The sequence below is a fragment of the Ningiella algicola genome (genome assembly GCF_028401415.2).
Taxonomy (GTDB): Bacteria; Pseudomonadota; Gammaproteobacteria; order Enterobacterales; family Alteromonadaceae; genus Glaciecola.
This window is the reverse complement of record NZ_CP171821.2, coordinates 3,571,136-3,586,802: the sequence shown is the minus strand read 5'-3', so window position 1 is coordinate 3,586,802 and position 15,667 is coordinate 3,571,136. Positions and strand designations below refer to the sequence as shown.

The following is a 15,667-nucleotide window of genomic DNA, read 5'->3' as shown; positions in this document are numbered from 1 at the left end:
TTACGCAATAAGCGTGCCTCAGTTCAGTGTATTTTTTAAACAAATCGTAGTCCATTGATTTATTTACAATTTGGAGTTTGTCTTTGTCCCTTTCCGTTCGTCTTGTTATCGATTGCCCTGATCAAGTTGGCCTAGTTGCCGCCGTTTCGCAGTTTCTTGCCGCTCATCGTGTCAACATTTTGGAAGCTAGTCATCATACCGACCAACATCTTGGCCGATTTTTTATGCGTCATGAAATTGCAGCCGACTCCATCGATGTTGAGGCTTTGAGTAAGGATTTTGCAGATATAGCAAATACCTTTGAAATGAATTGGTCATTGAGCGAGTCGGGTGTCAAACAAAACGTCGTGTTGCTAGCGAGCCATGAATCGCATTGTTTAAATGACGTATTGCACCGCTGGCATACCGGAGAGCTCGACTGCAACATTCCATGCATTATTGCCAATCATGAAAAAATGAGGCAATACGCCGACTGGTATAAAGTGCCATTCCATTATGTCGACTTCTCGAACAAAGCAAAAGCGTTTACCCAAGTGGATGAGCTTTTTGAGCGCTATCATGCAGACGTCAGCGTGCTTGCGCGTTTTATGCAAATCATTCCACCGGATATGTGTAAAAAATACGCGGGTAAAATCATCAACATACATCATAGCTTTTTACCCTCATTTGCGGGTGCCAAACCGTATCAGCAAGCCTATGATAGAGGCGTCAAACTCATCGGTGCGACATGCCACTACGTTACCAGTGACTTAGATGAAGGGCCGATCATTGAGCAAGAGGTCATGCGCATCAGTCACAGCGACAGTGCAAAAGATATGGTGCGCAAAGGCAAGCGCTGCGAGATAAATGCATTAGCGAATGGTTTACGCTATCACTTAGAAAAACGCGTCATTATCTGCGAGCATAAAACGGTTGTGTTTGATTGATACCGCCCGCGTTAAAGGTAATAATGTGACTATATCGGTGTAATTCGCCCGCCCTATGATGGCTGTCTCCGACTAAATATAAAAGAGTCAGGCATATTTATTGCCAGATGAAGGCTCATACCTAAACTAATATCAGGAATCGACAGAAATGAAATACCCCATTCAATGCGCAGTGGCAGCGTCAGTGATCATCGCCCTTGGCGCATGCACACCCGCTCCAGACGGTGCAAATACTCAATCAAATGTATCTGAACCAGCAGTTTCACAAACAAACAATGCTGATGTGGATGCTAGCAAAGCCACTGAAAATATACTGTTGGCGCCCTTCGAAGGCCCTTACGGCGGTGTTCCTGCGTTTGACAAAATGGATTTATCCCAGTTGAAGCCAGCGCTTGAAACAGGCATGGCGATGTCTTTGGCCAATTACGATGCGATTGCAAATAATCCTGAGCCAGCAAATTTTGCTAACACCATTGTTGAAATGGAACGCGCCTCCACTGAGCTTAGACGAGTGTTTACGTATTGGGGTATCTGGGCTTCAAACAAATCATCTGAAGAGTTTAGAGCGATTCAACGCGAAATGGCACCTGAAATTTCCGCCTATCAATCAAAAATTTCCCAAAATAAAGCCCTGTTTGAACGCGTTAAAGCAGTGTACGAAAGCGAAGAGCTGAAGACGCTTTCAACCGAAGAGCAACGTATTACGTGGATGGCTTATAATCAATTTGTTAGAAATGGTGCCCTGCTTAACGAAGCTGACCAAGCGCGTTATGCACAAATCAATCAAGAGCTAGCGAGCCTTCATACGCAATTTTCCAATAATATACTGGCCGATGAAGAAAACTATGTGCTGTATCTAGATGAAAATCAATTGGACGGCCTCCCTGACTCTTTCATAAAAGCCGCTGCTGGCATGGCAGAGGAGAGAGGGCAAGCAGGTAAGTATGCAATCACTAATACGCGCTCATCAATGGATCCATTCTTAACCTACTCCACTGACAGAAGCCTGCGAGAAAAAGTCTGGAAGACATACTATAGTCGAGGCGATAACGCAGATGAGTTTGATAATAACGATATCATCAAGCAGATTTTAAGCCTACGCCATGAGCGCATTAGTCTTTTGGGTTATGACAATTATGCCCAGTGGCGTCTGGAAGATAGAATGGCGAAAAATCCTGAAAACGCAATGAATCTGATGCAGCAAGTTTGGCCCGCTGCCATTGCTAGAGTGGAAGAAGAAGTCGCCGATATGCAGGCAATTGCGGATGCTCAAGGAGACGACATCACTATTGAGCCATGGGATTATCGCTTTTATGCAGAAAAAGTTCGTCAAGATAAGTACGCGCTGGACTCTGATGAAGTAAAACAATACCTGCAGTTGGATAAATTACGCGACGCTATGTTTTATGTTGCCGGTCGCTTGTTCAATTTTGAGTTTACGCCAGTGCCTGATGGAAAAGTCCCCGTGTTTCATGAGGACGTAAAGGTGTGGGAAGTGGCAGATAAAACCAGCGGAAAGTTTATCGGGCTTTGGTATTTAGACCCCTTTGCCAGACAAGGAAAGCGCTCTGGCGCTTGGGCAACCACCTACAGAAGCTACACGACTTTTGATGGTGAAACTTCCGTTTTATCGTCTAATAACTCCAATTTCGTAAAAGGCGCAGAAGGTGAACCCACCCTAATATCTTGGGATGATGCCGAAACCTATTTCCATGAATTTGGTCACGCCCTACATTTTTTAGCGGCAGATGTAGTCTACCCCTCTTCTCATTCTGGCGTGCGAGACTACACAGAGTTTCAATCGCAACTGCTTGAGCGATGGCTATTAACCGATGAGGTGATTAATCAGTTTTTAGTCCACTATCAGACTGGCGAGGCCATTCCTAAAGAACTCGTTGCGAAGATTAAACAAGCCTCTACCTTCAATGAAGGTTTTAAAACTACTGAGTATATGGCGTCTGCTATTATGGATTTGCTTTACCACACGACAGATCCGGCGTTAATTGAGCCAGATACCTTTGAGCGCGAGGAGCTCACTAAACTCGGTATGCCAGAAGAGATCGTCATGCGACATCGCTCCACGCATTTTGGTCATATATTTTCAGGTGAAGGATATGCAGCAGCATACTATGGCTATATGTGGGCTGAAGTGCTGACCTCAGATGCAGCCGAAGCCTTCGCACAAGCCCCGGGGGGATACTACGATGAAGAATTGGGTGAGCGTTTAGTGAAGTATTTGTTCGCAGTAAGAAATGCGATGGATCCGGAAGAAGCCTATCGTAAATTCAGAGGCCGAGATGCAAAAGTAGAGGCATTGATGCGTGACCGTGGATTCCCGGTTACCAGTAGCGAAGGTGACTAAAACCACTTTAGATACGCGGAGATTTCGGTGTAGGTACGCTGCACCGCTCCGCGATTCTGATTTAATACCTCAAGACCTTTCTGACCGCGCTTTCGTGCCGCATGCGGGTCCGCTAACAAATCTCGAAATGCGCTGATACATTCGCTTTCGTTTGCAACAAGTTTAAGCGCTTGTTTGCTTGCTAACATGCTAACAATATATGGATTATTAAAAATGCTCTCCCCCATTACCATAGGTTTTCCATATAGGGCGCACTCCAAGGCATTGTGACCGCCTTTGGGAACGAAGCTGCCGCCTATAAAGGCCACATCACATATGCTGTAACAAGCCTTTAACTGCCCCATCATGTCAACCAACACTACATCTGTAGGCGCGCTTAACGTTTTATCTGACTTTACATGGCTTAAGCGGGTCAGCGACAAACCACTTGCTTTGATTTGCAGGTACACTTCGTCAAATCGGTGCGGATGACGCGGCACCAAAATTAACGTCATGCCCGGATGCGCCTGTTTCAGCGCTTGATACACGTTCAACATCAAGCTTTCTTCACTTTCATGTGTGCTTGCGCCAAGTAGGTATATGCCTTGCTGACTTGCTAATACCCGACTAAGCCATGCTGCTTTTTCAGTGTCAGAAGGATTTAACTCAAGATCGAACTTCATGTTTAAAGTCAGCCTCATCTGAGATTTGTACACGCCCAGCTGTCTAAAGTTGTCAAATGCCTGTTGGCTTTGAGCACATACAAGGTCAAATTTTTTCAATGCAGGCCTAAGCAGCCAACGCAGACGTCGATAAGTCGGAAGAGAGGCTTCAGACAAGCGGGCATTTATTAGGCAGGTCGGTATGTTTCGCTGAGCGCATTGAGCAAGCATGTTTGGCCAAATTTCGACTTCCGTTACCAGTACTAAGCTGGGTGACAAGCTCTTTAAAAAGCGTGACATAAACCACGGTATATCTATCGGCAAAAATACATGTTGTACAGTATTTGCAAATAAAGCATAGGCATGCTCGGCACCAGTGGTGGAGCTTGTGCTTATTGTTATCGTTTTTTCAGGATGTTTTGCTTGTATGACTTTGATAAGACCACTCGCTGCATTGAGCTCACCAATGGAAACACAGTGAAACAGAACACTGTTTTTAACAAAGGAATCTGGCACTTTGCCAAAGCGCTCCATAAAAGAACGTTTGGGGCCCTCCACATGCTTCATCTTTAGCTTTTTGCGAAACAACAGTAACAACAATGGCAATACCATCAGCAAGACAAACGAATACACATACCGTATTGCTGCTTCAGTGAGCTTTTCGTTTTTTCTCGCGCTCATAGATTTCTAATTAGCACGTCAAGTAATTGCTGACGAGTAAAGGGTTTCACTAGTACATCCTTCATCCCCACCTGATAACAACGTTCAATATCTTCTTGCAAACCGTGAGCCGTGGCAGCAATAATCGTATGATTTCGCACCGAGTCACTAGCGTTGGCTTTTATTCTCTGGGCAGCTTGATATCCATCTACGCGAGGCATCTGACAATCCATTAAAATCACATCAAAACACTTTCCCGATTCAAGCATTGCTAGCACGTCCTCACCGTTTTGGGCAACACTGACATCAGCACCTAAATCAAGCAACATTTGTGAGCTAACCAATTGATTTATCTCATTATCTTCAGCAAGCAGTATCCGTTTCCCTTCTAAACGGTAATTGGCCCTTGCCAAGAAATGTTGATAGTTATTAATCATCATCTCGATGGCGCGTTGATGTTGATACTCTCCTGTCTCGCTCGCCTCAATGATATCAACCTGAAAATCTTCAATGCCGGTTTTTTCCTTTGAGGAATGCAACAAGCTCTCGCTTAGACAGATATGCTGCAAATTGTTTTTTACCCTCGCAACAGACCTCAAAACAGTTCGCAAGGGCATGCTGTCTGGCAGTGTAAACAAGCCAATCACGCGCCAGTTATCTTCTGATTTAATGCTCGTGATCAAAGCGGGAAGCGCGAGTACCGCTTTGATCTTCACACCCAACATTTTTGCTAGATCATCAAAAACCTGTGCTTGATTTTCATTTTCGACCAGTAAAATGATGTCTGGTACAAACTCGCCTTGTTCGTGCGAATGCGTTGCACCTGAAAACCGTGTGTTTTCAGTTGTCAAGGACACTGATGTGACAATGGGCAAAGTGAAAAAGAATGATGTTCCAACACCAAACGTACTTTCAACACCCACTTTACCGCCCATGAGCTCAACCAACTGTTTGGCTATGGTCAAACCTAAGCCTGAACCGCCATGAGCGCGAGAAAAACTGTTATCAAGCTGATTAAACTCAACAAACAAACGCTCTAAATCCTTAGCCTCAATTCCAATACCTGTATCACTGATTTTAAACCGTACGAATTGCTCGTCGCTTAAATAAATCTCGACTTTAATGCTGCCAGTGTCGGTAAATTTAAGGGCATTGCTACACAAATTATTTATCACCTGCTTGAGCACCTCAACGTCATTCACCATCAACTCGGGCACATCTTTTGCTATCTCTATGGAGAAATCGAGGTGCTTACGCTGAGCTTCAAGCTGATGGATAGATAAAGCCGCTTCAATGGTTGCCCGTAAAGAAAACACTTGTTTGCGAAGCGTTTGTTTGTTCGCGCCTAATTTGCTGTAGTCCAGCACTTGGTTCACTAAATACAACAAGGAATTTGCACTTTGAGAAATGAGCTTGATATAACGGTTTTGCTTATCAGACATAGGCGTATCAGCAAGCAGTTCCGAAATCCCAAGAATGCCATTTATAGGCGTTCGAAGTTCATGACTCATATTCGCTAAGAAAGCACTTTTGGTGCGCATAGCTTGATTAGCCTCAATCGCGGCTTGCCGCATATGGGTAATGTCTTGAAACGCGCCTTTAAGCTTAATCGGCTCGCCATTTTCATATTCAGGGTAACCCAATGCTCTGACCCAAATATCCCGTTTTTTTGCGGTCGTAAATGGCAGCTCCAAATCAAAGGGATCCCCGCTAAGCATGCACTGCTCGACCGCTTTTTGAATACGGGGGCGTGCAGACGGCGCGTAATAGCTAAAAGCCTCCTCTATAGAGATATCGTGATCAACGGGCAAGTCATGAATATTGAAGACTTCTTGAGACCAACTTAACTTATTATTGCGCATATCTACTGAATAAAACCCAAGCTTTGCTATCTTCGCAGTGGTTTCGAGCACTTCATTGTTTTCTTTTAGCTGCGACTGCGCCAGTGAGCTGACCGTTTCATTAAGGACATCAGATTTTGTAATGGTGGCGACGGTAAGTTGCTCACCTCTTAACATCAAGGGGCGTAAGCCTATGCTCACATATACAACGTGGCCACTCTTATGCACTCCAGGAAATGACTGACCCTGGCCCATATCTCTTGAGCTACCTTGAGCGTTGACTTTGCGCACGAAATCCGCATGCTTCGCTCGATATTTTGGCGGTACCAGCACTGCGATATTATTGCCAGTGATTTCAGCTTTTTCGTAACCGAACAGCTCTTCTATCGCCAAGTTGCTGAATAAAATAGTGCCTGTACTATCTAATAAGATTACAACGCTAGAGGATGCGTCGAATATTTCAGTAAGATCTTTTTCAAGGTCAAGTTTGCGCTGCAATTTAATAAAACCCGAAGTTTGAATTACGATAGTCACGACTAGAATAATCACTCCTAGCGGTAATGCAAGGATGGCTTGCTAATATGCAATCAAGAAACAGACTATTCAAAGCGTCTGAGCATATCGAACAACGCTATTGGAAACTAATAAATATCTGAGCTAAGCCGATAACCAGAGTAAGACATAATTTCCACTGACCACTTATTGAGATTACTCGCGCAAATGCTGTTTACGCGTTATGACAAATGGTCAATATTTCGCTTTGTAAAAAGGCTATATGAAACCCACGGACCGAGTCAAAGAACAACTCATCAATAGTGTAAAAGTCCTCACCGAGTCTGAGTGCATTATCCTGCGCTCGAACAAGCCACACATTCGCCATACGATAGGGGGACTATCGCCCGATGTAAAAGCACTAGAACAGAGCGAAAACGAGCTTTTCACTAATGAAATAGAACACCAATGGCAGCAATATTCCGTTTTTGTTTCATCTATCTTGGAACAAAAAGTGACGCTTGTAATTAAAGACAAACAGGCTCAAATCAATGTAGCTAACGAAATCCATGGTGAGCGAAGGCAGGCTGTCACAACCAGTTACCAAGCCAGTAGCCTGAACTTAGAATTATTTTCAACCAAAGGCTTACCCAAATGGTTACTCGCATTGGCGGAGCCAGATAGCAAAGCAACTAATGTTAGTTCACAACAATTATTATTAAGCCTTTGTACCAGCATTTTAGATAGCTTGAAGGTCTTTAATCAGCTACATGCGCTTACCGAAGACAGCTTGACAAAATTACAATCGCGAACCGCCTTGCAAAATACTATCGATGAGCAAGCAGCCAGCAGCGGGATGAACTTGTGCATGATCCACTGTCGCGACTTTCAAATTGTGAATCGCAAATTTGGACAAGCAAAGGGAGACCAAGTACTTAACGAAATCGCAACTATCATCTATCAAAACACCCGCACTGACGACCTTGCGTGCCGATTTGGCGGGGCATTGTTTGGGATTGCGAGTAAAGCCAACTCCATCGATGAAGGTCTTGCTCTGGCTCAGAAACTACAAGCAGAATTGCACAATCGTCCGTACCTTCGAAACGCCATACGATTGTCCTTTAACTTTGGCATTGCACACATCCGTAGTGAGGAACTTACCGATGACGGAAGTTCCCCTTCTTCCATAGCCATTTCACGTGCTGAGAGAGCACTTAAAGCTGCGCAAGTGTCCGATAAACCCAGCATTGTGCAATGGGAAGCGGATAAATTTAATCACGAAGAACAAGATTTTAATTACATGGGCGGAATTTTCACGCCTGATAACGTCACTAATTACCGCAATATGCTTTTGCTTTGGGACATCTCATCGATTATTGCGGATGAACACGAATTTAGTCGCCTGTTGAATAACGTGATTGAACGCCTAGCGTATACCTTTGAATTTCAATATGCGGGGATCTATTCACCAGAAAAGGGCGACAGTTTTAGCCAAGCCGTATCGGTTTCAGATATGGCCGACACAGAGACGATCCCTATAACAAAACTGCCTGACGCAGAAAATCTAGCATCGCTGTGCTCAGACGCTTTGCAAAAACGCGACCATATTCAAGAGCAAAAAAGCGAAAAACGTTATTTGGTTATACCGATTGGCGCTGAGCTCAAGGCCTGCTTTTTCTTAATTGGAAAAGGCGATACGCTCGATTTAACGAACGACTCGGTCATGCTATTTGCGGGCTTCGCCAGACAGTTAGGAAAAGCGCTAAAACGTAGTCAACTGGAAGATGAGCTTAATCGAAGGTTAGAACAGCAAAACGCGCAATTAGCCTCCGAGTTAGATACGCTCAAAACGGGGTTAAAATCCAGCGCACTGGTCTACCGCAGTCAAAAAATGCAACAGTTAGTTTCCCAAACCCAACGCGCCGCGCAAACCGACACCACGGTGTTGATAAGCGGAGAAAGTGGAACAGGTAAAGAAAAGCTTATCCACGCAATTCATAATTTAAGCCCTCGCAACAAACAATCCTTAGTGATTGTCGATTGCGGTTCAATTCCAGAAACGCTCATTGAGTCTGAGTTATTTGGCTATGTAAAAGGCGCATTTACAGGCGCGCAAAATAGCAACACAGGCAAAATTCAGGCGGCCGACGGTGGAATTTTGGTGTTAGACGAAATTGGCGAGCTGCCGTTGGCAATGCAGCCTAAGCTCTTGCGCTTTGTGCAAGAAAAGCATTTTACGCCTGTAGGGGGAAATAAGTCGATAAAGGTCGATGTGAAAATAATCGCTGTCACGAATCGTAATTTGGCAAATGAGGTGGATAAGGGCAACTTCAGACAAGACTTGTATTATCGTCTTAACGTAGTGACTCTTAACAACCCGCCCCTTCGCGACAGGCTAGAGGATTTGGACTTACTTAGTCAGCACTTTCTCGCCAAGTTTGCCAGCCAGTTTGAGACGAGCAATAAATATTTATCTCAAGCTACTCTCGAAAAAATGAAGCAATATCAATGGCCGGGAAATATACGGGAGCTTGAAAATAAATTGATGCAGGCTAGTTTAATGTGCCAAAACGATGAAGTTCGTTTTGATGACTTGAATTTGAGTATAGACAGTCCGGCTTCACCGCCAGTGAGCACTTATACAACTTTACCCGCCAATACATCCACAACGTTGGTCAAAACAACACCAGCGGCAGTCGATAGCGAAGCCTTAGACACGCATTCATCGCACATGCCAGTTGAAGGCAGCATCAATGATGAAGCTTTGAAAGAAAGCGATACCGTCGATGACGCTGTTGTTAAGTGGCGGCATAGATGGTCTCAAGCGCTTGAATCATTCCTGATTGATGTGATGTCTCAACCAGAGCTATCCCATGCACAGATAGGCTGCTATTTGGAACAGCAGGTATTTAAATTATCTTCGCTTTCGCATAAAACAAACAAAGATATTGCACACTTACTGCAAATTCCTGTGAGCACGGCGCGCCGAAAGCTTTTAAAGTTCCAATCACAAACACTGCCAGCCCTCCCTCGCTCATTTGAGCCATTGCAGACCCTCATACAAGATTTGGTTGATGAAGAAGTAAAACTTCACGCTCCGCTGGATATGATCAAGATCAGCTTACTGGAGACAATTCTTAAACTAGGCCCAATTAATATGAGCCAGGCGGCTCAACTAGTGGGTGTTAGCGAGCCCACCCTGTATAAGTTAAAGCGATTACTATAAAGGTTTATTACGCAAGCATGTGATTGTGAAGGGCGCATCCATCCTAAAGCTTAGGCATTCTGCGTTTGCTGAAGCTTTGTTTTATGGCTTTTGACTACTGTAACGTGTTGGTTTTCAATTGCACTATCTAGATTGGCGAGCAGCGCATTCATGATGTTGAAGGGTATTTCATCTTCTGATTGCACAATGCCTGTCCACTTGTTCTTTCCTTCCGCTTTTGATTGATACAAAGCGTGATCGGCCAGAATGTGCGTTTGCTCCCAGCTCAAAGAATCGGGCAAGTGGTGACTGAAGGGATACATGGCAAAGCCAATAGAGCTTGAAACATGCATACGTTGTTTAAGACCTATATCAAACCCATGTTTTTCAATATTATAACGAATGCGCTCTGCAAGGGACGCAAGTTCTTCCTGTTTGTTTATTTCACCAACCACTAAGAACTCATCGCCTCCCCATCGGATAACAATGTCATTCATTCTGCAGACATCTTGCAGCAGTTTCGCAACTTGTTGGATGATTTTATCGCCGGCGTCATGTCCATGAGTATCGTTTATCGGTTTAAAGCCATCTAAATCGAACATCAGGAAAAATAGTCGTGGACCGGTTTCATGACTCACTTGATTGCGTTTTGCTGCACTTTGAAATTTCTTATAAATCGTTTGCGATTTCTCAGCAATGATGTCAGATAAATATCTACGATTATAAAGACCGGTCAACTGATCAGTAATACTTGCTGTAAGTAATTTATCATTTGCTTCTTGAAGTTCGCTCGTTCGCTTGTTGACCTCCACCTCTAGGGCCTGACGATATTGCGTTTCTGCCACAAGCTTCTTCTGATACGAACGGTAAATTAACGACAAAATGAGTATCGCTATGATCCCATACAGCGTGTAAGCATACACCGTTAACCAAGGAGCGGGCTCTACATTTAATGTGACACGAGCAGGCTCTAGATTCCAAACTCCGTCACTGTTTGATGAAATTACTTCAAAGGTGTAAGTACCTGCAGGTAAGTTGGTATAAACGGCTCGCGGCACGTCGCGCACAGTGACCCATTGATCCTCAAAACCTAACAAGCGATACTTATATTGATTGCGATCGGGAGCAATAAAGTGCAAAGAAGCGAATTCAAAGCCTATTAAATAATCCGTATACTCGACGTTGACGTGGCCGTTTTCATCTTGTTCTAGATAAATTGAATTCACCTTATCCAACCTTTGAAATGCCGTTATTACGGTATTCGGGATATGTTTATTCAGCGTCACTCGCTCTGGATAAAAAGCCGTCACCCCATTTTGCCCACCAAAGGCTAGGCGCCCATCTTTTGATTGAAAGAACGAGCCTGAATTAAATTCATTCCCTTGCAGGCCTTGTGCATAATTAAAGTTTGTTACTTCCAGTGTTTCTGGATTAATCCTGCTTAATCCTCGATTTGAACTGACCCATAAAAACCCTAACTTATCTTCCAAGATGCCAAAAGCGACATCACTGGGCATCCCATCAGATTTTGTAAGATGCGTAAATTTAATCTGTGCCGCTTCACGATCTTCACGTTTTAGATAATGGAGGCCGCCATGCTGGGTTGCTACCCAAATATTGTTTTGCTTATCTTCGTGCACTGACCATACCCAATCAGATAAGAGTCCATTTGGTTCTGCGCGATCTGGCAAAATCCGATAAGTAGAGGCCGTTTCAGGATTAAACACAGACAAACCTGCATCAAAGGTCCCTAGCCAGAATGTGCCGTCATCGGTTGGAGAAATCGACATGACTTTGTCGCTGGATAAGGTATAAACATCTTCTGCGCTGTGTCGGAAGGTTTCAATGATGCCCGTTTGCCGGTCAATTTTACTTATACCACCGCCAAATGTAGATACCCATATTATCTCGTTTGATTCGGGATAAATTGCGGTTATGGCGTTTGAATGCAGTTGATTGTCGTTCTTGCTTAAATCGGTTTGACCTTTGTAGTGCGTAAATTCTTTAGTTTCGGTATTGTAAAGATACAGACCTTTGCTGAACGTGCCCAACCAAATTTCCACTGAGTTCGTGCTTGCCAAAGACATGACTGAGAAGGCTTCGGAGTATTCAGTTTCGGCACCGGGTAAAACGATCGCTTCGCTCTTGTCAGTTTGTACATTGACAATATCTGTTCCGTTTTTATTCGCAATCACTAAATGATTCTCGTCCAACTGAGTAATTGCCGTGATACTGTTTCCACTTAAACCGAAGCCATCTTGTGTGCTAGCACGATAGTGATCAAATTGCGCCGTTGAGGTGTTCCATTTATTGAGACCTCTAAATGTGCCAGCCCAAATGACATCTGCATCATCCTGCATTAAGGCGGTAACTGAGCTATTTGATAGCGAATAAATGTCGTCAACGTAATGTTCGAACTTTCCGAGATTTCCGCTTGAATCTAAGAACACCAATCCAATGGGCGTACCAAACCAAAGCGTATCGTTGCTATCTTGCATGATGCTAAGCGCGTTGTAATCTTGCATCCCATCAATATACTGAAGCGAATTATGCAAGGCATCGGTCTTGGGTAAGCTTAAGTCAAGGTAGAAAATACCTGACTGTGAAGTGCCCACCCATAGGCGTTGTTTTGTGTCCAAAGCAAGTGCACGGGCAGTATCTTTGCGCAGACCGGTATCTGAAGGAAACTTTTGAAACGCAATTGAAAAGCGCTCGGTTATCGGGTCAAAACGATATACGCCGTTACCGCGCGTTCCTAACCATAGCCCTCCAGCTAAGTCCTCTGCAATGGATACAATGGCGATAGGGTTAGCATCTCCATCGGTAAGGTTATATGGCTTGAATCTGCGCTGCTCGGCAATGTACTTATTGAGTCCAGCTTTAGTCGTCGCCCAAACATCGCCGTTTCGGTCAGTCCAAACTTCATGAATGTAGTTATTGTTCAGTCCGCTTGCGAACGCTTCATCATTAAAGTTTGAAAAAGTCTCAGTCTTGGGGTCGAACATACTGACACCGTTTTGTGTGCCTACCCAAATATTGCCGTTAGCATCTTCGGTTATGTCGGTTACAAAAGAAGAAATGATCGCATCGCTTCGATCAAAAGACTGTAAAAACTGAACAAATTGACGACCGTCGTAGCGATTTAAACCCTCTTGCGTGCCAATCCAGATAAACCCTCTGGAATCTTGAAAAATAGAGGTAATAGATTCTTGTGACAGCCCCTGCTCAACAAAGTAGCGCTCAAAGCGAACATTGTCGATTGCCGCACTTGCCGACCACACGCATCCAAGGCTAAGCAATAACATCGTAAATATACGAAGTCTTGGAAAATTATGGACAAAAAACAATTTGTTGCTTGTAATCATAAAGTCTCTTGTGCGAGCGTTGGGAAAATATCCATGCTCATTTAACGGCTGCATCTGCCTTTGCTTTAAAAAAAAAGCCATCGAATGATGGCTTTTCCTATTTCCTTCAGGTGAACTCAAATTAAGTGATTTTTAGTTCCACGCATTTGGATTAAGAGGAACCGCTTGCTTATTAGCGCTCTTTGCTTTGTTGATGCTCATGGTAGCTGCTTTCCAATCAATTCCTTGTACTTCCATCGTTTCATTTGACCAATGTGAACCTTTTGTCTCAACGAAGTCATCACTCCAATGCGAACCTTGCATTGCCATGGTTTCATTAGCCCAATGAGATCCTTCAACATGAATAACTTCATTACTCCAATGGGCTTTTTTCTTGCTTGACGTTTCCGGCGCCCAGTCGCTACCCTGATTCATTGAATCGCCACTTTCGAGCTTAATAGTATATTTACCGTTATCTTTTTCAACTGGACCGACGAAGTGAGCATCTCCATTTAAGTCAGCTTGGGCATCAAGACCTTGATTTGCGCAGCCAGTTTCATTGCTATTTGCTGCATCAAAGGCATCGACCATACCGCTTCCTTGAATAAGAGGGGAATATGCATACTTATCTTTGTTCATCGACGCTTTTGCGGTTGCGACAATTTTACATTTCACGTCATCTGGGCTGATACCAGGATTAGCCTGAATGATTAAGGCCGCAATACCCGACACTACGCCTGATGCTTGAGATGTGCCTGAGATTACTGAATAGTCGATACCTCGTTTACTACTTTTTAATGACTTAGTGAAATATTCGTCTTCTAATTTGACTTCTATTGATGCACCTGGCGCCACAATGTCTGGTTTGACAAAGCCTTCATATGTCGGACCTTGAGCAGAAAATGACGCAACGCGATCATCACTAATATCAAATGGTGTGCCGTTATAACTAGTCGCACCAACAGTAATCACATAAGGGTTATTTCCTGGAACAGTGATACCTAGCTCTTCACCGTTATTTCCTGCAGATGTAACTACAGTGACACCTTGTTCCCATAAGAAAGTTACCGCCTGATTAATAGGGTCATTCCAATATCGTGACTGAGCCTCTGCGCCCAAGGACAAGTTGAGCACCTTAATTTGAAAGCGATCTTTATTCATCGCAATCCAATTTAAAGCATCAAGAATGTGAGAATAGCTACTATCACCATCTTCATCGAAGGCTTTGATCGATACGATAAGCGCGTCTGGTGCGATGCCGTTATATCGGTCTCCGTTATCTTTTAAAGAGCTTGCGATTATACCCGTCACATGTGAGCCATGACCGTTGTTGTCATCATTATAATAGTGATTTTCCGTGCTATTAAATGCGTCATACTTAATCGCTACACGCACGTCACCATTGGTGTCTTTGAACAAGTGTTCACCGTCGCCGCCTAGGTTAGCACCACTGTCGATAACAGCAACCGTTACGCCACTACCCGTGATACCGTTATCGTGAAGACGATTTGCGCCAACTTGAGTAGAGATGTAGTTATCGACAACAAATTCTTTCGATGTTGACATAGTAGTAACGCTTCGGTCATCCATCACGCGGATACCCGAACCACCTTTAAGCTGTTCGGCTTGACTAGGGGTTAGAATCGCACTCACAGCGTTAATGATAGGGAACTGCTTGTTAACGTCGCCACCTACGCTTTCTACTTTAGCAACTAGCAAATCGGCGCTAGAACCCTGAATAATGTAAGACTTTGGCGCCTGCTGAACTAAACTTGCAGAGCCCTGCGACTGGTGCGAAGGCAACATGTTAAATGTGTAGGCACCGCCAAGTGCAGTTGCGCCTACGGTAATTGCTAAAACGATAGGGCTAAGCTGTGCGATTGATTTCATATTAGTGACTCCTAGTGGAACTCATTTTTGCGTCGTAGTTTTACGAGGCTAAACATTTCGATATGAATCACACTTTGCACTAGCTGTGCCAACTTTTTTAAAACTTTAACTATATGATTTTATTGATTTTTTCATTTTCCAAATTTTATATAAATAAATGACTTAATATTTGACTTAAATTTTAACAGCTTTAAATTCATTTTTTGAGTTATGACTTAAATTGTGCACGTCCATAATTTAAGTCGTCAGGTATTTGCATCTTAAGTTTTACACTTAGTGCGTAAATATATGTGTCTATCCCGAGTT

7 protein-coding genes are annotated in these 15,667 nt (G+C 43.8%); 3 read left to right on the top strand and 4 right to left on the bottom strand.

Going from position 1 to position 15,667, the window contains the following annotated elements; translation table 11 throughout:
* Positions 1-83 precede the first annotated feature (83 nt).
* Both purU and PN836_RS15575 read left to right on the top strand, forming a co-directional pair.
* A complete protein-coding gene (purU, locus tag PN836_RS15580) occupies positions 84-926 on the top strand; it encodes a formyltetrahydrofolate deformylase (RefSeq protein ID WP_395339956.1) in 843 nt (280 codons plus the stop codon).
* Positions 927-1,074: 148 nt separating this feature from the next.
* Entirely contained in the window at positions 1,075-3,288 is a 2,214-nt protein-coding gene (locus PN836_RS15575) for a M3 family metallopeptidase (protein WP_395339954.1), read from the top strand.
* Here the strand turns inward: PN836_RS15575 and PN836_RS15570 are convergent.
* Both PN836_RS15570 and PN836_RS15565 read right to left on the bottom strand, forming a co-directional pair.
* Positions 3,285-4,610, bottom strand: coding sequence for a 3-deoxy-D-manno-octulosonic acid transferase (locus tag PN836_RS15570; protein ID WP_395339952.1), 1,326 nt, complete (start codon positions 4,608-4,610; stop codon positions 3,285-3,287). The two genes, PN836_RS15575 and PN836_RS15570, sit on opposite strands and share 4 nt — an antisense overlap.
* Positions 4,607-6,964, bottom strand: coding sequence for an ATP-binding protein (locus PN836_RS15565; RefSeq protein ID WP_395339950.1), 2,358 nt, complete (start codon positions 6,962-6,964; stop codon positions 4,607-4,609). The genes PN836_RS15570 and PN836_RS15565 overlap by 4 nt, the downstream gene beginning before the upstream one ends.
* Before the next feature lie 241 nt (positions 6,965-7,205).
* Here PN836_RS15565 and PN836_RS15560 point away from each other — a divergent pair, with 241 nt between their 5' ends.
* Positions 7,206-10,148: a sigma 54-interacting transcriptional regulator gene (locus PN836_RS15560; protein WP_395339949.1), complete on the top strand. Its 2,943-nt coding sequence runs from the start codon at positions 7,206-7,208 to the stop codon at positions 10,146-10,148.
* A gap of 50 nt (positions 10,149-10,198) precedes the next feature.
* Here PN836_RS15560 and PN836_RS15555 read toward each other — a convergent pair whose 3' ends face one another.
* Positions 10,199-13,546 (bottom strand): two-component regulator propeller domain-containing protein, encoded by a 3,348-nt coding sequence (locus PN836_RS15555; RefSeq protein WP_395339948.1) that lies wholly within the window; start codon positions 13,544-13,546, stop codon positions 10,199-10,201.
* Positions 13,547-13,624: 78 nt separating this feature from the next.
* A complete protein-coding gene (locus tag PN836_RS15550; protein WP_395339945.1) occupies positions 13,625-15,361 on the bottom strand; it encodes a S8 family peptidase in 1,737 nt (578 codons plus the stop codon).
* Positions 15,362-15,667 lie beyond the last annotated feature (306 nt).